The sequence below is a fragment of the Streptomyces sp. NPDC054872 genome, from assembly GCF_053610705.1.
In genome coordinates, this window is sequence record NZ_JBSGYY010000042.1 from 24,169 (window position 1) to 43,606 (window position 19,438).

At 70.9% G+C, this 19,438-nt stretch carries 18 protein-coding genes; 9 read left to right on the forward strand and 9 right to left on the reverse strand.

Annotation, left to right across the window (positions count from 1 at the left end):
• The first annotated feature begins 52 nt into the window (after nt 1–52).
• Nucleotides 53–1,783: an LCP family protein gene (locus ACWGIH_RS35910; protein WP_453449114.1), complete on the forward strand. Its 1,731-nt coding sequence runs from the start codon at nt 53–55 to the stop codon at nt 1,781–1,783.
• 74 nt (nt 1,784–1,857) lie between these two features.
• Nucleotides 1,858–3,498 (forward strand): LCP family protein, encoded by a 1,641-nt coding sequence (locus tag ACWGIH_RS35915; protein WP_453449113.1) that lies wholly within the window; start codon nt 1,858–1,860, stop codon nt 3,496–3,498.
• Nucleotides 3,499–3,557: 59 nt separating this feature from the next.
• Here the strand turns inward: ACWGIH_RS35915 and ACWGIH_RS35920 are convergent, their stop codons facing one another.
• Complete coding sequence (locus tag ACWGIH_RS35920; RefSeq protein ID WP_453449112.1) at nt 3,558–4,598, reverse strand: glycosyltransferase family 2 protein; 1,041 nt, start codon at nt 4,596–4,598, stop codon at nt 3,558–3,560.
• Between the two features lie 164 nt (nt 4,599–4,762).
• On the opposite strand from ACWGIH_RS35920, the gene ACWGIH_RS35925 reads away from it, so the two are divergent.
• Nucleotides 4,763–6,265, forward strand: coding sequence for an LCP family protein (locus ACWGIH_RS35925; protein WP_453449111.1), 1,503 nt, complete (start codon nt 4,763–4,765; stop codon nt 6,263–6,265).
• 66 nt (nt 6,266–6,331) lie between these two features.
• Here the strand turns inward: ACWGIH_RS35925 and ACWGIH_RS35930 are convergent, their stop codons facing one another.
• A complete protein-coding gene (locus ACWGIH_RS35930) occupies nt 6,332–6,880 on the reverse strand; it encodes an acyl-CoA thioesterase (RefSeq protein WP_453449110.1) in 549 nt (182 codons plus the stop codon).
• Nucleotides 6,881–7,009: 129 nt separating this feature from the next.
• Here ACWGIH_RS35930 and ACWGIH_RS35935 point away from each other — a divergent pair, with 129 nt between their 5' ends.
• Together ACWGIH_RS35935 and ACWGIH_RS35940 are read left to right on the forward strand one after the other, a co-directional pair.
• Nucleotides 7,010–8,344, forward strand: a complete 1,335-nt coding sequence (locus tag ACWGIH_RS35935) for an LCP family protein (protein WP_453449109.1) — start codon at nt 7,010–7,012, stop codon at nt 8,342–8,344.
• Between the two features lie 187 nt (nt 8,345–8,531).
• On the forward strand, nt 8,532–9,674 hold the full coding sequence (locus ACWGIH_RS35940; RefSeq protein WP_453449107.1) for a dipeptidase: 1,143 nt from the start codon (nt 8,532–8,534) through the stop codon (nt 9,672–9,674).
• A 12-nt stretch (nt 9,675–9,686) separates the two neighbouring features.
• Here the strand turns inward: ACWGIH_RS35940 and ACWGIH_RS35945 are convergent, their stop codons facing one another.
• Nucleotides 9,687–10,136 carry a VOC family protein gene (locus ACWGIH_RS35945; protein ID WP_453449106.1) on the reverse strand — a complete coding sequence of 150 codons (450 nt, stop codon included), beginning with the start codon at nt 10,134–10,136 and terminating at the stop codon, nt 9,687–9,689.
• A 43-nt stretch (nt 10,137–10,179) separates the two neighbouring features.
• Nucleotides 10,180–10,542 carry a VOC family protein gene (locus tag ACWGIH_RS35950; RefSeq protein ID WP_453449105.1) on the reverse strand — a complete coding sequence of 121 codons (363 nt, stop codon included), beginning with the start codon at nt 10,540–10,542 and terminating at the stop codon, nt 10,180–10,182.
• Between the two features lie 87 nt (nt 10,543–10,629).
• Here ACWGIH_RS35950 and ACWGIH_RS35955 point away from each other — a divergent pair, with 87 nt between their 5' ends.
• Nucleotides 10,630–11,154, forward strand: coding sequence for a CGNR zinc finger domain-containing protein (locus tag ACWGIH_RS35955; RefSeq protein ID WP_453449104.1), 525 nt, complete (start codon nt 10,630–10,632; stop codon nt 11,152–11,154).
• Nucleotides 11,155–11,646: 492 nt separating this feature from the next.
• Here ACWGIH_RS35955 and ACWGIH_RS35960 read toward each other — a convergent pair whose 3' ends face one another.
• Complete coding sequence (locus tag ACWGIH_RS35960) at nt 11,647–12,990, reverse strand: UDP-glucose dehydrogenase family protein (RefSeq protein WP_453449103.1); 1,344 nt, start codon at nt 12,988–12,990, stop codon at nt 11,647–11,649.
• Between the two features lie 189 nt (nt 12,991–13,179).
• On the opposite strand from ACWGIH_RS35960, the gene ACWGIH_RS35965 reads away from it, so the two are divergent.
• Nucleotides 13,180–14,337 (forward strand): acyl-CoA dehydrogenase, encoded by a 1,158-nt coding sequence (locus tag ACWGIH_RS35965; RefSeq protein ID WP_453449102.1) that lies wholly within the window; start codon nt 13,180–13,182, stop codon nt 14,335–14,337.
• Between the two features lie 76 nt (nt 14,338–14,413).
• Here the strand turns inward: ACWGIH_RS35965 and ACWGIH_RS35970 are convergent, their stop codons facing one another.
• On the reverse strand, nt 14,414–14,857 hold the full coding sequence (locus ACWGIH_RS35970; RefSeq protein WP_453449101.1) for a MarR family winged helix-turn-helix transcriptional regulator: 444 nt from the start codon (nt 14,855–14,857) through the stop codon (nt 14,414–14,416).
• A gap of 218 nt (nt 14,858–15,075) precedes the next feature.
• On the opposite strand from ACWGIH_RS35970, the gene ACWGIH_RS35975 reads away from it, so the two are divergent.
• Both ACWGIH_RS35975 and ACWGIH_RS35980 read left to right on the forward strand, forming a co-directional pair.
• Nucleotides 15,076–15,633, forward strand: coding sequence for a quercetin 2,3-dioxygenase (locus ACWGIH_RS35975; RefSeq protein ID WP_453449100.1), 558 nt, complete (start codon nt 15,076–15,078; stop codon nt 15,631–15,633).
• On the forward strand, nt 15,630–16,496 hold the full coding sequence (locus ACWGIH_RS35980; RefSeq protein ID WP_453449099.1) for an alpha/beta hydrolase fold domain-containing protein: 867 nt from the start codon (nt 15,630–15,632) through the stop codon (nt 16,494–16,496). The genes ACWGIH_RS35975 and ACWGIH_RS35980 overlap by 4 nt, the downstream gene beginning before the upstream one ends.
• A gap of 58 nt (nt 16,497–16,554) precedes the next feature.
• Here ACWGIH_RS35980 and ACWGIH_RS35985 read toward each other — a convergent pair whose 3' ends face one another.
• Genes ACWGIH_RS35985 through ACWGIH_RS35995 form a run of 3 tightly spaced genes read right to left on the reverse strand, consistent with a single transcriptional unit; the run spans nt 16,555 to nt 19,402 of the window.
• Entirely contained in the window at nt 16,555–17,739 is a 1,185-nt protein-coding gene (locus ACWGIH_RS35985; RefSeq protein WP_453449098.1) for a dipeptidase, read from the reverse strand.
• A gap of 5 nt (nt 17,740–17,744) precedes the next feature.
• Nucleotides 17,745–18,287 carry a 5-(carboxyamino)imidazole ribonucleotide mutase gene (purE, locus tag ACWGIH_RS35990; protein WP_453449097.1) on the reverse strand — a complete coding sequence of 181 codons (543 nt, stop codon included), beginning with the start codon at nt 18,285–18,287 and terminating at the stop codon, nt 17,745–17,747.
• Nucleotides 18,284–19,402, reverse strand: a complete 1,119-nt coding sequence (locus ACWGIH_RS35995; RefSeq protein WP_453449139.1) for a 5-(carboxyamino)imidazole ribonucleotide synthase — start codon at nt 19,400–19,402, stop codon at nt 18,284–18,286. Before ACWGIH_RS35995 ends, purE begins: the two co-directional genes overlap by 4 nt.
• Nucleotides 19,403–19,438: the final 36 nt, after the last annotated feature.

The following is a 19,438-nucleotide window of genomic DNA, read 5'->3' on the forward strand; positions in this document are numbered from 1 at the left end:
TTCTTGAGGGGGGAATGGCGCCGCGTGGCCCCGACGGAGGACGCAGACAACCGTGGACGCGCAAGGCCGTGGGCGGGCGGAGAACATCGACCCCGCAGACCAGTGGGTGCTCAACCCGAACACCGGCGATTACGAACTGCGACTGAGCCCTTCCGCTGGGCAGTCGCCAGTGCCCGGACCGCGCAGATCACCGCGGTCCACGCCACGCCAGGGAACGCGCGGCCGCGATGGCCGACGCGGGGAGCGCCCTGACGAGCAGCGCGATGTGCCGCCGCAGCGCAGAAGGCGGGCACCGCAGCCGGAGGCCGCGGGCGGGCGGCGCAAGCAGAAGCCGAAGAAGACCAAGGGCAAGAAGGCCCTGATGTGGACGGGCGGCTCGCTCGCCTTCGTCCTGGTCGCGGTGGGTGTCGGCGGGTACGTCTACTACCAGCACCTCAACGACAACATCAGCTCGATCAATGCCGACGGCGCGAGCACCGGCGGCTTCAGCAAGGACCGTGCCATCAACATCCTGGTGATGGGCACGGACAAGCGCAGCGGCGAGGGCAACGAGAAGTACGGCGACAAGGGGAGCGTCGGCCACGCCGACACGACGATCCTGCTGCACGTCTCCAAGGACCGCACGAACGCCACCGCGTTGAGCATCCCGCGCGACATGATCACGGACATTCCGGACTGCCCGACCACGATGGAGGACGGCAGCAAGAAGACGATCCGGGGATCGCAGGGCGCCCGCTTCAACGAGAGCCTCGGTCAGAGCGAGCGCACGCCCAGCTGCACCATGCGTACGGTCACGAAGATCACCGGGATAGTGCCGGACCACTTCATGGTGGCCGACTTCAACGCGGTCAAGACGCTCTCCAGCGCGGTCGGCGGCGTCGACGTCTGTCTGGCCAAGGACATCGACGACCCGGACTCGCATCTGAAGCTGCCCGCGGGCAAGCACACCATCGAGGGCGAGGAGGCGCTCGCGTTCGTGCGTACGCGCCACTCCGTGGGCACCGGCGGCGACTTGAGCCGCATCGAGCTGCAGCAGCAGTTCCTCAGCTCGCTGATGCGCAAGCTCAAGTCGAACGACACGCTGACCAGCCCGTCGAAGATGATAAAGCTGGCCGAGGCGGGCACCGAGGCGCTGACCGTCGACTCCAAGATCGCGGACATCATGAAACTCCGTGACCTGGGCATGGAGCTCGGCAAGCTCGACATGAAGAACCTCAGCTTCGCCACCGTGCCCGTGGTCGACAACCCGGCGGAGAAGGTCCACACGACGGTCGTCGTGAACGAGGCCAAGGCCGACCCGCTGTTCGCCATGATGCGCGCCGACGAGTCGCTGACCGCGGTGAAGAAGAAGGAGAAGAAGGAGAAGGCAGCGGTCGCCGCCCGGCTCAAGGGCGAGAAGTCCACCGCCGCCGATGTGCGGGTCAACATCTACAACGGCAGCGGGAAGACCGGCGCCGCTCAGGCAACTCTCACGTACTTGCAGAACACTGAGGGCATGTCCAAGGCCAGCCAGCTCGGCAACGCGCCGTCCGACCTCAAGAAGACGACGCTGGAGTACGCGCCCGACCAGGCCGACCAGGCCCGGCGGCTCGCCGACGTCATGGGGCTCTCCGGCTCCGCGATGAAGCCCGGGAAGAGCGAGAAGAACTCGCAGGGGCTCCCGGCCATCAAGCTGACGCTCGGCAGCGACTTCAAGGGGGCCGGGGTGCCGATCAGTGCCCCGTCGAAGGCGCCGGAGGGCATTCAGAAGGTCGAAGCGGACAAGACTGTGTGCGCCAAGTGACCTGAAGCGGCCGTTCTGCGTCTCACAAGGCGCAGGATGGCCGTATTTCGGGGTAGCGCGGGGAGGGACAGGGGATGGGGAAAAGCAGCGTGCGTGGGGAGGGGGCGCGACCACGCGCCCCGCACGCAAGTGATCATGGCCAGGAAGGAGGCCCGTCGCACGAGGGAGGGGAGCCCTCGGCGGACGGCGGGCACCGCGGGCGCGGCCGTGGGGGTGGTGGCGGCCGGGCTCCGCGTCCGAGACGCCGGATACTCCGCTGGTCGGCGACGATCCTGTCGGTGCTGATCCTCGGCACGGCCGGCGCCGGATACCTCTGGTACCAGCACCTGAACGACAACCTGGAGACCGACGACCTGACCCTCGGCGAGCACCGGGCCCCCGAGCCCACGCCCAACGCGGCCGGTCAGACCCCGCTGAACATCCTGCTCATCGGTTCGGACGCACGGGACTCCAAGGCGAACCAGAAGCTCGGCGGAGCCAAGGAGACCTTCGGCGGCACGCCGCTCGCCGACGTCCAGATGCTGCTTCACCTGTCGGCCGACCGCACGAACATGTCGGTCATCAGCATGCCGCGCGACACGCTCCTGGACATCCCCAAGTGCACCGACCCGGACGACGGCAAGGTCTACGAGGCGTCCACGCAGCGGACGATGACGAACCAGACGCTCGGTCGCGGCGGCCCCGGCTGCACGGTCGCCACCTGGGAGAAGCTCACCAACATCCACATCGACCACTTCATGGAGGTCGACTTCGCGGGTGTGGTCTCCATGGCCGACGCCATCGGCGGCGTACCGGTCTGCGTGGACGCCAACATCCACTCGCGCGACAGCCAGGGCCACGGCTCCGGCCTGAAGCTGGAGAAGGGCACCACCGCCATCCAGGGCGAGCAGGCCCTGCAGTGGCTGCGCACCCGCTACGGTTTCGACGGCGGCACCGACATCAGCCGCGCCAAGGCCCAGCACATGTACATGAATTCGCTGGTGCGCGAGTTGCGGAACAACGCCAATCTGAGCAGCCCCAACAAGCTGCGCAGGCTCGCCGAGACGGCCACCAGCGCGCTCAAGGTCGACGACGGCCTCGGCACCGTGAAGAAGCTCTACGACCTGAGCAACGAGCTCAAGAAGGTCTCGCCGGAGCGCACCACGATGACGACCATGCCGTTCGAGTACGTGGGCGCGCGCGTCATCCCGAAGCCGGGCGACGCCGAACAGCTCTTCCGTCTCGTACGCGACGACATCGCGCTGGACGGCAAGGGCAAGAAGAAGCCCGCCGAGGAGAAGCTCTCGGACGACCCGGCGGCGGCGGACGACGAGATCGCCGTGCAGGTGCGGAACGGCACCCGCACGGACGTCGAGCCGCCGGTCAGCGGGCGCGCCAACGCGGTCACGCAGATCCTCGCGGGCAAGGGCTTCGCCAAGGCGGCGGCCGACACGACGACGGTGCTCGCTCAGGAGAAGACCGTCGTCACGTTCCCCAGCGCCGAGCTGGAGGGCGACGCGCAGCGAATCGCCAAGTCCCTCGGGATGAAGCTGAGTTCGGTGAAGAAGTCGACGGACGTCTCCGGGGTCACCCTGGTCGTCGGCGCCGACTGGCGGGAGGGGAACACGCCCCCCAAGTCGAAGCAGAACGACAAGACGCCGGACTCGGCCGACGCGCTCAACGGCTCGGACAAGAAGGCGTGCATGCACGTGGACCCGGACTTCACCTGGAAGTGAGGTCCGCCCGGACATGACGAGACCCGGCCCACAAGTGATGGGCCGGGTCTTTCCGGCTGCTAGGCCTCGCTGAGGACCGCCGGACGCCGGGAGGCGATGACCCTCTTGGCGAGGGAGCGCGGGCTGGTCAGGAAGCCCCAGCCCCACGACATGTGCATGGTCGCGAGGGCCACCGGGATCTGCAGGCGCGCCTTCAGCGGCAGGCCCTTGCCCGCCGGCAGTGAGCCGGCCGTGATCGCCGCGAGGTAGCCCGCGGGGACGACGAAGCCCCAGGGCGTGACCAGGGCGCCCACCACGACGCCCGCCGCGATCGCGCAGACCGCGGTCGGCGGCGCGAGGTAGCGCAGGTTGATGGAGCCCTCGTGGTACCGGGCGACGACGTGCCGCCAGCGGCCGTAGTCCTTGTACTGCTTGGCGAGCGCCTTCACGCTGGGCCGCGGGCGGTACTGCACCTTCAGCTCCGGCGAGAACCAGATGAGGCCGCCCGCCTCACGGATGCGGAAGTTCAGCTCCCAGTCCTGGGCACGGATGAACTCCTCGTTGTATCCGCCCTGCTGTTCGAGGGCCGCGCGGCGGAAGACGCCGAGGTAGACGGTCTCCGCCCGCTGGGCGGCGCCACCGGTGTGGAAGGCCGCGTTGCCCACGCCGATCTTCGACGTCATGGCGGCGGCGACCGCGTGCTCCCAGTCGTTCTCGCCCTCGGCGTGCATGATGCCGCCGACGTTCTGCGCGCCGGTCTCCTCCAGGAGGCGTACGGCCGTCGCGATGTAGCCGGGCGAGAGGATGCCGTGGCCGTCCACGCGCACCACGATCGGGTGGCTCGACGCCTTGATGGCGGCGTTCAGGGCGGCGGGCGTGCGGCCCGTGGGGTTCGGGACGGTCTGCACCTTCGCGCGGTTGCCCGCGGTCTCGGCGACCAGTTCGGCGGCGATCTCGTTCGTGCGGTCCGTGGAGGGACCAAGCGCGACGACGACCTCCATCTCACCGTCGTACTCCTGCTCAAGGATGGCGGTGACGGCAGCACGCAGATGCCGTTCCTCGTTGAGCACCGGCATGATCACGGATACGGCAGGAAGCTGCTCGTCGGGCGTCGCGTTCATCGGCGCCACGTTACCGCGAATGGGGGACACGGGCGCGCGCCGCCCGGCCTGCTGCCCCGGGTCGCAGATCGTATGGGCCTACGGTTCTCGCATTCCCCGGCCCCTCACGAGTCCTTCCACCTACCCGTCCGGACAGGCCCGTCACCGCGGAGGTGTCCCCCCACGTGCCCACACCGCCCCGCCGCTACCCCACACCGCCCCCGCGTGGACAGCGTCCGCCTCGTGCGAGGCAGCCGGCGCAGCAGCCCGCGGGGCGGCAGGTCAAGCAGCGCAGGCGGCCGCGGTGGGTCATGAGGGTGGCGACGGGGTTCTCCCTGACGGTGCTCGCGGCGGCCGGGATCGGGCACGGCGTCGTCACCAGCCTCGACACCGAGATCGCGCGGGTCGACGCCTTCAAGGACATGAAGAACCGGCCCAAGGGCGGCAACGGCATGAACGTCCTGCTCGTCGGCACCGACGGCCGGGACAAGATCACACCGGCGGACAAGGAGAAGTACCGCCTCGGCGGAGCGCCCTGCCACTGCACGGACACGATCATGATCGTGCACATCTCGGAGGACCGGGACCGCGCCAGCGTCGTGAGCCTGCCCCGGGACAGTTACGCCGAGATGCCCGAGCACGTCGACCGGAACTCCGGCGACCGGCACAAGGCGCATCCGGTCAAGCTGAACGCGGCGTACGCGGAGGGCGGCCCCAACCTCACCGTGCGGACCGTCGAGAACATGACGAAGGTCAAGATCGACCACTATCTGGAGGTCGACTTCACCAGCTTCATGAAGACCGTGGACGTCCTCGGCGGCGTCGAGATCTGCACGTCGCGCCCCCTGAGGGACTCCTACACCGGGCTCAACCTGCCCGTCGGCACGCACCGGCTGAACGGTGGCGCGGCCCTGCAGTACGTCCGCACGCGGCACGTCGACGGGTCGTCCGACCTGGGGAGGATGCAGCGCCAGCAGCGGTTCCTCGCGGCGCTGATCTCGAAGGCGACCGGCAGCGGGGTGCTGCTCAACCCGCTGAAGTTCCGGGACGTGTCCAGGACGCTGCTCGGCTCGGTCCGGGCCGACAAGGGCTTCGGCACGAACGAGATGCTCGCCCTGGGCAGGGCGATGCGCGGCTTCTCGCCGAAGTCGTCGGAGTTCACCACCGTGCCGCTGCGCAGCAAGGGCGTGCTTGTGCCCGGCATCGGGTCGACGCTGAAGTGGGACCCGGTCAGGTCCGCGAAGCTCTTCCAGGCGCTGCGCGACGACCGGCCCCTCGCCGCGCACAACCTCCGGCGCAAGGCCATCGTCGACGTCTCGCCGCAGCAGATCCGGGTGCAGGTCGACAACGCCACGGGCATCCCGGGCCTGGGCAAGCGGGTCGACAACGGGCTGCGGGCCACCGGCTTCCGCACGACGCGGACCCCCGGAAACGTGCCGGCCAACGTGCCCGGCATGCCGCTGAAGCGCACCATCGTCGCGTACGACCCGCGCTGGGACCGCTCGGCGAAGTCCCTGGCCACGGCGTTGCCCGGCTGCCAGATGAAGGCGGTGAACGGACAGGGCGCGACCCTGAAGGTGCTCGCTGGCCAGGACTTCAAGCTGGTCAGGCCGGTGCGGGCGGAGGACGCCTACCAGGGTGAGTTCGGCGCCGTGACCGGTGACCAGGTGGTGTGCCAGAAGAGCTGACGGCGCTGACAGTGCTGATGGCGCTGTCGGCCCACAGGCCGCCTGTGCGGCCCCCGCGCCCGGCGCTCAGTCGTCCAGGCCCTCCGCGGCGCGCGCCCGGCGCAGCTCCTTGATGGCCCGGCGCCGTGCGAGGCGGTGCGTGCGCCGGATCTGCGCTTCCTGGTACCGGCGGCGGTCCCGCTCGGTCTCCGGGAGCACCGGAGGCACGCCCCGCGGCTTTCCGTCCGCGTCGACGGCGGCGAAGACGAGGTAGGCCGAGCCCACCTGCTGCGCGGGCGTCGACTCGTTCCAGCGCTCGGCCAGGACCCGGACGCCGACCTCCATGGAGCTGCGGCCCGTCCAGTTCACCTGCGCCTTCACGTGGACGAGGTCCCCGACCCGCACCGGCTCCAGGAAGGCCATCTCGTCCATGGACGCGGTGACCGCGGGCCCGCCCGAGTGCCGTCCCGCGACGGCCCCCGCCGCGTCGTCCACCAGTTTCATGATCACCCCGCCGTGCACCGTGCCGAGGAGGTTGGTGTCGCCGTGGGTCATGATGTGGCTGAGTGTCGTGCGGGATGCCGAGGTCGGCTTGCCCGGAATCTCCGATTCCGTGCCAGGGGCCAGGTCTGTCATGCACTCCACCCTATGTCTGGCGTACGCCGGGCCCGCGCCGGGCCGCTTTGCATCAGCTCTGCAACAGCCCTGAACCGAAATCACGCCTGCCCTGTGAGGCACGAGGGCGGAGACGGCACACTGAGCCACATGAGCGATTGGCCTGACGACCAGGGCAACGGCCGCGCGTACGGCCGTGGCAGCGGGAACACGCAGCCTGAGGGCGCCCGCAGGATGCGGCATGTCCAGCGCGGCGGCCCGTCCGGCCGACCCGGCCAGCAGCAGGCAGGAGGCGTGCCGCAGCAGCAGCCGTACGACGACGGATACGGCCGGCCGTACGGCGACGCCCGCGACGACATGTTCGAGCCCCGCAGCCCCCGTCAGGAGGGCTACGACAGCGGCTACAACACCGGTCAGGTCTACGGCTCCCCGAACGGTCCGGGCCAGGGCCAGGGCGGCCGGGGCGGCGACGACGGGTACGGCACCCGCGCGCCCCGTCCCGCCCCGAACTGGCGGCGCCGCATCAAGATCGGCTCGATCACCCTCGTCGTGGTGCTGCTCGCCGTCTCGATCGGCACGTACTTCTGGGCCGACTCGAAGCTCAAGCGCGAGGTCGACCTCTCCAAGGTCATCGAGCGCCCCGACGGCGGCGACGGCACGAACTACCTGATCGTCGGCTCCGACAGCCGCGAGGGCATGTCCGACCAGGACAAGAAGGACCTCCACACGGGCTCGGCCGCGGGCAAGCGCACGGACTCGATGATGATCCTGCACGTCGCGGACGACGGCGGGAACACGATGATCTCGCTGCCCCGCGACTCGAACGTGACGATCCCGTCGTTCAAGGGCGCCGAGTCCGGCAAGCTCTACCCGAACCAGGGCCGCCAGACGAAGCTCAACGCGGCGTACGCGGAGGACGGCCCCGAGCTGCTCGTGCGCACCGTCGAGTACAACACCGGCCTCAGGATCGACCACTACGCCGAGATCGGCTTCGGCGGCTTCGCCAAGATCGTGGACGCGGTCGGCGGCGTCGAGATGGACATCCCCAAGGGCTTCAAGGACGAGAAGTCCGGCGCCGACTTCGAGGCGGGCAAGCAGACCCTCGACGGCAAGCAGGCCCTGGCCTTCGTCCGTACGCGTTACGCCCTGCCGGGCAGCGACCTGGACCGCACGAAGAACCAGCAGAAGTTCCTCGCGGCCCTGGCCAACCAGGCGGCGACGCCGGGCACGGTCATGAACCCCTTCAAGCTCTACCCCACGATGGGCGCGGGCCTGGACACGCTGATCGTCGACAAGGACATGGGCCTGTTCGACGTGGCCTCCATGTTCTGGGCGATGAAGGGCGTGACCGGCGGCGACGGCAAGTCCATGAACATGCCGCTCGCGGGCTCCACCGGCGGCAACCTCCTGTGGGACAAGGCCAAGGTCAAGCAGATGGTGGAGCAGCTGAACAACGACGAGAAGGTCACCGTCTCGGGCGGCTGAGCCTTCTCGGGCGGCTGAGCCGTCTCCCGGGCACGTCGAAGGGGCCCCGCCGGACGATCGGCGGGGCCCCTTCGCGTACCGCCGCGGCCCTCCCGTACCCCGAACGCTTCGCCCGCCGCGAAGCCGCGGCTCCCGCGTGTCACGGTGGATCGGACCCACCCAGAAGCCCGGAGCCCGGAGCCCCGCCATGGCAGATCTGCAGGCCGAACTCGACACCACCGCCGAAGCCGGAGAGCTTGACCGACCCCCCGTGCGGTCCCCCGAGCCCCCGCCCATATCCGAGCAGGGACCACCCGCGCCGGAGCCGGTACCGCCCGCGTCCGCGTCGGGACCGCCCGCGCCGGACCCGCTGCGGCGTGCCCGCGCGCTGCTCGCCGCGCATCCCGTGGCCGACGGCTACAGCGGACTGCCGTGGGCACTGCGCGCACTGCCCTGGTACGACCTGGAGCTGGGCGACAGCGCCGTGGACGCCGACGTGCCGCGGCTGCGCGCGGGCGGCGTGGGGGCGCAGTTCTGGTCGCTGCACGTCCCGGAGAGCATCACCGGCGATCAGGTCCTCGGCGCGACCCTCGAACAGCTCGACCTCGTCAAGCACGTCGTCGGCCGTCACTCCGAGGGGCTGCGCCTGGCCCACACCGCGTCCGAGGTGGCCGACGCCCGGCACTGCGGCCGCATCGCCGCCCTGATCGGCCCGGCTCGCGCCGAGGCGATCGGTGACTCGCTCGCCACCCTGCGCGCCCTGCACACCCTCGGCCTGTGTTCGCTCACGCTGTCCGGCACGTCCTGGGCGGGCCCCGAGGGTCTCACCCCGTTCGGCGAGGAAGTGGTGCGGGAGCTCAACAGGCTCGGCGTCCTCGCCGAACTGACCGGCGCCTCCGAGGCCACGGCGCGGCGGGTGATCACCGTCTCCAGGGCGCCCGTCCTGTTCACCCGCTCGGGAGCCCGCGCGCTGCGGGACGCCCCGGCGAATCTCTCGGACGACCTGCTCGCCGCGCTCGGCGCCGCCAAGGGCCTGTGCCTGGTGCCCCTGGCGGCCGAGCAGACGGGTGCCTCGGTCAGCGAGGTCGCGGACCACCTCGACCACGTGCGCCGTGTCGCGGGCCCGGAGTGCGTGGGCCTCTCGGGGACGTACGACACCCCGGCCGCGCACCCCGAGGGCCTTGCCGACACCTCGCGCTATCCGCACCTCGTCGCCGAGCTCATGGAGCGCGACTGGTCCGACGACGACCTCGCCCGCCTGACGTGGGGCAACGTCCAACGGGTGCTGCGGGGCGTGGACTTCGCGGCACGTGCGGCGCGGGAGAGGCGTCGGCAGCAGGCGGCCGGCTGACGTTGCCCCCCCTCAGGCCCTTGGCGCCCTTGGGATCCGGCAGAGGCAGAAGGGATGCCCTGCCGGATCGGCGTAGACGCGGAAGTCGCGCTCGCCGTTGTCGTCGTCGACGTCGAGCGGCTTGGCACCCAGGCCGAGTACGTGTTCCTGGGCCCGCTCGATGTCCTGGACGGCCGGGCCCACGTCGATGTCGAGGTGGACCTGCTGGGAGCCTGCCTCCGCCCGCGGCCAGTCGGGCGGGCGGTGGCCGGGTGCCGCCTGGAAGCAGAGGCGCGGGCCGCCGGGCGGGTGGAGGGTGACCCAGTCCCCCGCGTCCTCGGTCTCGATCTCACCGCCGGTCAAGTGGCGGTAGAACGCGGCGAGTTGCCCGGGGTCCGGGCAGTCGAGGACGACGTTGCGCAGGCGTCCGACGGGCGTTGGCGTGTCGGGCGCCTGCGCGTCGGGCGGTGGGGTGGCGGTCATGGACGTTCCCTCCTGGTCTTCTCTCGTCTTGGCTCCGGGGCCCTCAGCAGGCGCAGAGACAGAACGGGTGCCCGGCCGGGTCGGCGTACACGCGGAAGTCGCGCTCGCGGTCCTGCGTGTCGAGCGCGGTGGCACCGAGCGCGAGCACCTCCTTCTCGACGGCGTCCAACTGCGCCCGCTCCACATCGAGGTCGAGATGGAACTGCTGCGAGCGCGTGGCCTCGGGCCACTGCGGCGGTACGTGACCGGGGGCGGCCTGGAAGGCGAGCGTCGTGCCGCCGGGGACTTGGAGGGTCACCCAGCCCTCGCTCTTGGGGGTGCCGCCGAGTACGGCCGCGTAGAACGTGGCGAGGGCGAGGGGGTCGGGACAGTCGAGCACGACGATGCCGAGTTTGGCGAGGGGCATGGTGGTCTCCTCGGGTTGGTTACCGGTAGGTGAGTTCTAGCAGTAACGGTTACTGCATGGTGCCCCAATGGAGGTAACGTCGCAAGCATGAATGACAGAGCACCCGCTCCCGGGGGCCTGGCGCTGATCCAGGCGCTGGTGAACACCCTGGACGTGGAGACGGGCGCGGACGCGCTGGACACGGCGGAGGGGCGCGGGCCCTTCGGCCTCGCGCCGGGCGCGGAGGTGGTGGCGGCACGGGAACTGCGGGAGTCGCTGCGGGTGGCGTGCCTCGCCCACGCGAGTCACGGACCGCACGCGGTCGCACCGCCGCTGGGTCAACTCCTTTCCAGGGCCCCGCTGTTGGTGGCCATCTCCGCCGACGACGGGTCGGCGTGGCTCACCCCCGCCGACCCGTCCCCACTGGTGTCACAGGTGGCGGCAGCCATCGCCGAAGCAACGGCCGCCGGCACATGGAACCGCCTCAAGGCGTGCGAGGCCCCGGACTGCCACTGGGCGTACTACGACCGAAGCCCGGCCGGGCGAAGCCGATGGTGCGACATGGGGGTGTGCGGCGCCCGCGCGAAGATGCGCGCGTACCGGGCGCGGAAGGGTGCGGGGGGCGGGGGGTGAGGACCTCGGAGCGCGGCAAGCGAAGGCCGAGGGGGCTCGGAGCGCGGCAGGCGCAAGCTGCCGGTACTAGGAGCACGGACGCGCGCCGCGCGAGCCCTCGGAGCGCGGCAGGCGAAGGCTGCGGGCCTCGGAGCACGGCCTACGAAGGCTGCCGACGCTTGGACCGCAGGCGGAAGCTGCCGGTGCTCGGACCGCGGACCGCACGCCGCGCGAGCCCTCGGAACGCGGCAGGCGAAGGCCGCGGGCCTCGGAGCACGGCCTGCGAAGGCTACCGACGCTTGGACCGTGCAGGCGGAAGCTGCCGGTGCTCGGACCGCGGACCGCACGCCGCGCGAGCCCTCGGAACGCGGCAGGCAAGGACTGCGGGCCTCGGAACGCGGCAAGCGAAGGCCGAAGGGGCTCGGAGCGCGGCAGGCGGACGCTGCCGGTACCAGGAGCGCGGACGCGCGCCGCACGAAGCCTCCGACTACGCACCGCCCGCCGCGCGGCCCCTCAGGCCGAGGGGCGGCCCATCGCCCTGTAGGTCCAGCCGGCCGCGCGCCATACCGTCGGGTCCAGTGCGTTGCGGCCGTCCAGGATCAGTCGGTCCGTGGCCACCTCGCCCAGCGTCGCCGGGTCAAGCTCGCGGAACTCGCGCCACTCGGTCAGGTGCAGCACGACGTCCGCGCCCCGCACCGCCTCCACGGCCGACTCCGCGTACGCCAGCGTCGGGAAGAGCCTGGCCGCGTTCTCCATCCCCTTGGGGTCGTACACGGTGACCTGGCCGCCCTGGAGGTGGATCTGCCCGGCGACGTTCAGCGCGGGCGAGTCACGTACGTCGTCCGAGTCCGGCTTGAACGTGGCACCGAGGACCGCGACCCGCTTGCCGAGGAAGGACCCGCCGCCCAGCGCCTCGCGCGCCATCTCCACCATCTGCCCGCGCCGGCGCATGTTGATGGAGTCGATCTCGCGGAGGAAGGTCAGCGCCTGGTCCGCGCCCAGTTCGCCCGCCCGTGCCATGAACGCCCGGATGTCCTTCGGCAGGCAGCCTCCCCCGAAGCCGATCCCGGCCCGCAGGAACTTCTTGCCGATCCGGTCGTCGTAGCCGAGCGCCTCCGCCAGCTTCACCACGTCGCCGCCCGCGGCCTCGCACACCTCGGCCATCGCGTTGATGAACGAGATCTTCGTGGCGAGGAAGGAGTTGGCCGCGGTCTTCACCAGCTCGGAGGTCGGGAAGTCCGTGACGACGAAGGGCGAACCCTCGCCGATCGGCCCCGCGTACACCTCGCGGAGCAGCTTCTCGGCGTGCGCGCTGCGGACGCCGACGACGATGCGGTCCGGGTGCAGCGTGTCCTTCACCGCGAAGCCCTCACGGAGGAATTCCGGGTTCCACGCCAGCTCGGCCTCCGCGCCCGCCGGAGCGTTCGCGGCCAGCTCGCGCGCGAGGCGGTCCGCCGAGCCGACCGGCACGGTCGACTTGCCGACGACCAGCGCGGGCCGCGTCAGATGCGGGGCGAGCTGCGCGAAGGCGCTGTCGACGTAGCTCATGTCGCACGCGTACTCGCCGTGCTTCTGCGGGGTGTTCACGCAGACGAAGTGCACATCACCGAAGGCCGCGACCTCGGCGAAGTCCATGGTGAAGCGCAGCCGCCCGCTGGAGCCCACGATCCCGGCGACGTGCTTGCGCAGCAGCTCCTCCAGGCCGGGCTCGTACATGGGGACCTCGCCCCGCTGCAGCATCTCGATCTTCTCGGGCACGACGTCGAGGCCGAGCACCTCGAACCCGAGCTCGGCCATGGCCGCGGCGTGCGTCGCACCGAGGTAGCCGGTGCCGATCACGGTGATCTTGAGGGCCATGCGGTGCTCCAGGGGTCTACGGCCGTCAGTGCGGTGCCCGAGCATAGTCGGGCCCTTGACCGGGCACGTTTCCGCCATCGCCACCCGCCGACTGCCCGTTGTCGGCAAGCTCACGTATCCCTCGTGTGAGCCGCCCTCTAAAATTTGGGTTACTTAACGGTAATTAGCGTCCTTGGAGCGTGAGAAACCTTGGCCGGATCGGCTGATTTCGACCTGTACCGCCCGTCCGAGGAGCACGACATGCTCCGCGACGCGATCCGTTCGCTCTCCGAGGCGAAGATCGCGCCCTTCGCCGCGGCGGTGGACGAGGAGGCCCGCTTCCCACAGGAGGCGCTGGACGCCCTCGTCGCCTCCGACCTGCACGCCGTGCACGTACCCGAGAGCTACGGCGGCACCGGCGCCGACGCGCTCGCCACGGTCATCGTGATCGAGGAAGTGGCCCGCGTCTGCGCCTCGTCCTCGCTCATCCCGGCCGTGAACAAGCTGGGCTCGCTCCCCGTGATCCTCTCCGGGTCCGAGGAGCTGAAGAAGAAGTACATGACGCCGCTCGCCAAGGGCGAGGGCATGTTCTCGTACTGCCTCTCCGAGCCGGACGCCGGTTCGGACGCGGCGGGCATGAAGACGAGGGCCGTCCGTGACGGCGACTCCTGGGTCCTCAACGGCGTGAAGCGCTGGATCACGAACGCGGGCGTCTCCGAGTACTACACGGTGATGGCCGTGACCGACCCGACCAAGCGCTCGAAGGGCATCTCCGCCTTCGTCGTCGAGAAGTCGGACGAGGGTGTCTCCTTCGGCGCCCCGGAGAAGAAGCTCGGCATCAAGGGTTCGCCGACCCGCGAGGTCTACTTCGACAACGTTCGCATCCCCGCCGACCGCATGATCGGCGAGGAGGGCACGGGCTTCGCCACGGCGATGAAGACCCTGGACCACACCCGCATCACGATCGCGGCCCAGGCGCTCGGCATCGCGCAGGGCGCCCTGGACTACGCGAAGGGCTACGTCCAGGAGCGCAAGCAGTTCGGGAAGCCGATCGGCGACTTCCAGGGCGTGCAGTTCATGCTCGCGGACATGGCCATGAAGATCGAGGCCGCGCGTCAGCTGACGTACGCGGCCGCGGCCAAGTCGGAGCGCGGCGACGCGGACCTCACCTTCCAGGGCGCGGCCGCCAAGTGCTTCGCCTCGGACGTCGCGATGGAGGTCACCACGGACGCCGTCCAGCTGCTCGGCGGCTACGGCTACACCCGTGACTACCCCGTCGAGCGCATGATGCGCGACGCGAAGATCACGCAGATCTACGAGGGCACGAATCAGGTCCAGCGGATCGTGATGGCCCGCAACCTGCCGTAACCCGGAGCAGTACCTGGTCTGCATCAGCCGCCCTTCCCCTGCCTCAGGGGGAGGGCGGCTGCGTTTTGCGTGAGTCCTAGTTCGGGGCGAGAACCGGCGGGTCGCCCCACGGGAGTTCGAGCGCCGCCCGCAGCGCGTGCACCTGCCGCTCGCCGATCCGGTCGGCGAGCTCCCGCTCGACGCGGCGCAGGAGCAGCTCCGCCCTGCGGTGCGTGCGCTCGCCCTCCGCGGTGCGGCGGATCAGCCGCTGCCGACCGGAGGAGGGGTCGGGGACCTGCTCCAGGAGGCCCGCCGCGACCAGGCCGTGCACCGCCTGATGCGCGGTCTGCCGGGTGACCCCCATGCGGCGGGCCAGTTCGGACACCGTCGTGCCGTCCTCGTCGAGTACGGCGAAGAGGCCCGCCTGGGTCGGCGAGACATGGATCTCCCCCGCCTCCTCCAGGGACGCGAGGAGCGCATCCTCGAACCAGCGCCGGGCGTCGCCGAGGAGTTGCGGGAGATTGCGGCCGGTGGCGTGCATGCCGAGAGCCTATGGGCACGCGGGGCCGCCCCTCGCCCACCGGGGCCGAGGGCCTCTGAGCACGCGGGGCCGATGGCCTCTGAGCACACGGAGTCGCCGTCCTCGCCCGTCGCGGCCGAGGACCCACGCGCTCGCGGAATCGCCCCTTGCCCGTCACGGACACTCTATGTCAGGCTGCCTGACATTCCCCTCGTTTTCCAGCACCCCCGGGAGAGCCCATGACGATCGAGTACGCCACCCGCCACCGGAGCGCCTCCCGCATCCCCGCCGAACCGGGCAAGCCCTACGTCATCGAGAAGGGCGAGGGCGACCGCGCCCATCTGTTCGGCGACCTGATCACCATCTACGCGGGCGGCGAGCAGACCGAGAACGGCTTCAACTTCTTCACCGTCGAGGGCCCCAGGGGCAACGTCATCCCGGCCCACCTGCACCCCGACACCTACGAGGTCTTCTACGTCACCCAGGGCGCCGTCCGCCTCTTCGTCGAGGACCTGGAGGGCGAGCAGTTGGAGAAGCTCCTCACCCCCGGCGACTTCGGCTTCGTGCCCAAGAACTGTCCGCACGCCTACCGCATGGAGCGTCATCACAGCCAGGTCGTCGGCGTCGCCGCGGGCCCCGGCGGCACCTTCGAGCGGTTCTTCGAGACCCTCGGGGCGCCCGCCGAAGGGCTCGGTCTGCCGCGCGAGCCGGTCGTGCCGACGCCCGACAAGTTCGCCACCGTCCCCGAGCGGTACGACGTGCGCTTCCTGCCCGAGCACCAGTGGCGCACCCGGTGAGCCCCACAGGCACGGCTCTGCGGGAGCTGATCGCCGCACCCCACCCGGACGTCGCGCCCCTTCCGGCACCGGACCCGCGGGCCCTTCGTGGCATCCCGTACGCCGAGGTCGACGGCGGCCGTCCGCTGGAACTCGACCTCTGGCTGCCGGACGCCGGGACCGGGCCCGCTCCCCTGGTCCTTTTCGTGCACGGGGGCGCCTGGCGTCGGGGGCGCCGTGACGACATGGGACCGCGCACCCGGGACTGGACTCCGGGGCCGCTCGCCCGCATCGCCGCCGCGGGCTTCGCGGTGGCCTGCGCCGACTACCGGCTCAGCGGGGAGGCCCAGTTCCCCGCCCCGCTGGACGACCTGCGGGCCGCGTTGCGCTGGCTGGGGCTCCGTGCGGCGGAGCTCGGCATCGACACCGCGAGGACCGTGGTGTGGGGCGAGTCCGCGGGCGGGCACCTGGCCTCGCTCCTGGCGCTCGACCCCGCGGTCGGGGCCGCCGGAGCCGTGATCTGGTACGCCCCGAGCGACCTCACCACCCCCCGCGGCCCGTTCGACCCGCACAGCGCCACGACCCCGGAGGCCCTGCTGCTCGGCGCGGCCCCCGCATCCGTTCCCGAACGTGCCCGCGCGGCCAGCCCCGTCGCGCAAGCCCACCGGGACGCCCCGCCCTTCCTCCTGGTCCACGGCGAGCAGGACACCATGGTCCCGGCCACGCACAGCGAGGCGCTGGCCGCGCGGCTGCGGGAGGCGGGAGCCGCGGTCGAGCTGCGTACGGTGCCGGGCGCCGACCACGGCTGGTACGGCGCGTCCGACGAAGCGGTGGAAAAGGTGTTCACCGGCTCGCTGCGTTTCGCGCGGGGGCTCGTGAGCTGAGGCACGCGAAGGGCGGGGCGGCCGACCGGCCGCCCCGCCCTTGTGTCTCTCCGACGCCTCAGCCGTCCAGCTGCTGGAGCGTCGCGTTCGAAGGACCGCGCCGGGACTGCTCGTCCCGCGCCACGTCCTCCGCCGCGCCGAGCACACGCACCGCGTTCCGCCACGTCAGCTTGGCCAGGTCCGGCTTCGACCAGCCGCGGGTCAGGAGCTCCGCGATCAGGTTCGGGTAGCCGGCGACGTCGTCGAGGCCGTCCGGCGTGAACGCCGTGCCGTCGTAGTCGCCGCCGATGCCGATGTGGTCGATGCCCGCCACCTCGCGCATGTGGTCGAGGTGGTCGGCGACCGTCGCGGCGGTGGCGACGGGGCGCGGCGTCGACTCCTCGAAGGCCGCGTGGACCTTCATGGCGTCCGGCGTCGTGTCCAGGTGGTGGAAACCGTGCGCCCGCATGTTCTCGTCGGCGGCGGCCGTCCAGTCGACTGCCGCCTGGAGGACGAACTTCGGCACGAAGGTGGCCATCGCGACGCCGCCGTTGGCAGGCAGGCGCTCCAGGACGTCGTCCGGGATGTTGCGCGGGTGGTCGCACACCGCGCGCGCCGAGGAGTGCGAGAAGATCACCGGCGCCACGGAGGTGTCCAGGGCCGCCCGCATCGTCGTCGCCGCCACGTGGGAGAGGTCCACGAGCATGCCGCTGCGGTTCATCTCGCGTACGACCTCATGGCCGAAGGCGGACAGACCGCCGACGCCGGGCTCGTCCGTCGCCGAGTCCGCCCACGCGATGTTGTCGTTGTGCGTCAGCGTCATGTAGCGGACGCCCAGCGTGTGCAACGCCCGCAGCGTCGCGAGGGAGTTGTTGATGGAGTGGCCGCCCTCGGCACCCATCAGGGACGCGATACGGCCCTCCGCCCGCGACGCCTCCATGTCCGCTGCCGTCAGCGCGCGCCGCAGGTCCGCCGGGTAGCGGGCGAGCAACTGCTCGACGCAGTCGACCTGTTCGAGCGTCGCGCTCACCGCCGCGTCGCCCGTCAGGTCGGTGCGGACGTACACCGACCAGAACTGCGCACCGACGCCGCCCGCCCGCAGGCGCGCGATGTCCGTGTGGAGGTGGCCCGTCTGGTCGGCGGCGATGTCGAGGCGGTCGATGTCGTAACCGGCCTTCTCGCGCAGCGCCCAGGGCAGGTCGTTGTGCCCGTCGACCACCGGGAACTCGGCGAGGAGAGCACGGGCGTCATCCAGCGCGGTCATCTCGCTCACTTCCCCGAGCCGAAGCCGAAGCCGGACCCCGCGCCCTCGACCTTGGTACGGAGGCGCTTGCCCTTCTCCGTGGCCTGTTCGTTCAGCTCCTGCTGGAACTCCCGCATACGGCTGAGGAGTTCGGGGTCGTGCGCGGCGAGGATACGTGCCGCGAGGAGGCCCGCGTTGCGCGCGCCGCCCACCGAGACCGTCGCCACCGGCACGCCCGCGGGCATCTGCACGATGGACAGGAGCGAGTCCATGCCGTCGAGGTACTTCAGCGGTACGGGCACGCCGATGACCGGCAGCGGGGTCACCGAGGCCAGCATGCCCGGCAGGTGCGCGGCGCCGCCGGCCCCCGCGATGATCGCCTTGAGCCCGCGGTCGGCCGCCTCCTCGCCGTACGCGACCATCTCGCGCGGCATGCGGTGCGCGGACACGACGTCGACCTCGTAGGGGATCTCGAACTCGTCGAGCGCCTTGGCGGCGGCCTCCATGACGGGCCAGTCGGAGTCCGAGCCCATGACGATGCCGACTACAGGTCCTGCAGGTGCGGTCATTCGGTGATCGTTCCTCTGAGATAGCCGGCCGCGTGACGCGCGCGCTCCAGCACGTCGTCCAGGTCGTCGCCGTAGGTGTTGACGTGGCCGACCTTGCGGCCGGGCTTCACGTCCTTGCCGTACATGTGGATCTTCAACTGCGGGTCGCGCGCCATGCAGTGCAGGTACGCCTGGTACATGTCCGGGTAGTCGCCGCCCAGGACATTGGCCATGACCGTCCACTTCGCCCGCGGGCGCGGGTCGCCGAGGGGCAGGTCGAGGACCGCACGGACGTGGTTGGCGAACTGGGACGTGATCGCACCGTCCTGCGTCCAGTGGCCGGAGTTGTGCGGGCGCATCGCCAGTTCGTTCACCAGGATGCGGCCGTCGCGCGTCTCGAAGAGCTCGACCGCCAGGTGGCCGACCACGTCGAGTTCCTTCGCGATGCGCAGGGCCAGCTCCTGCGCCTGGCCCGCGAGGTCCTCCGAGAGGCCGGGGGCCGGTGCGATGACCGTGTCGCAGACGCCGTCGACCTGCTGCGACTCGACGACGGGGTAGGCCACGGCCTGGCCGTGCGGCGAGCGGACGACGTTCGCCGCGAGCTCTCGCTTGAAGTCGACCTTCTCCTCGGCGAGCACGGGGACACCGGCCCGGAAGGGGTCTTCGGCGTCCTCGACGGAACGTACGAACCACACCCCCTTTCCGTCATAGCCGCCACGCACCGTCTTGAGGATCACGGGGAAGCCGTCGCCCTCGGCCGCGAAGGCGGCCACATCGGCCACGTCCCTCACGATCCGGTGGCGTGGACACGGCACGCCGATCTCCGTGAGCTTCTCGCGCATGACGCCCTTGTCCTGGGCGTGCACCAGCGCGTCGGGCCCCGGACGCACGGGGATGCCGTCCGCCTCCAGGGCCCGTAGATGCTCGGTGGGTACGTGTTCGTGATCGAAAGTGATCACGTCGCAGCCCCTCGCGAACTCGCGCAGCGTGTCGAGGTCGCGGTAGTCGCCGATGACGACATCGCCGACGACCTGCGCCGCGGAGTCCTGAGGGGTGTCACTGAGGAGCTTGAATTTCAGGCCGAGGGGGATACCCGCCTCGTGGGTCATGCGGGCGAGCTGACCGCCGCCGACCATGCCGACTACCGGGAACGTCACACCCCCAGGGTATCG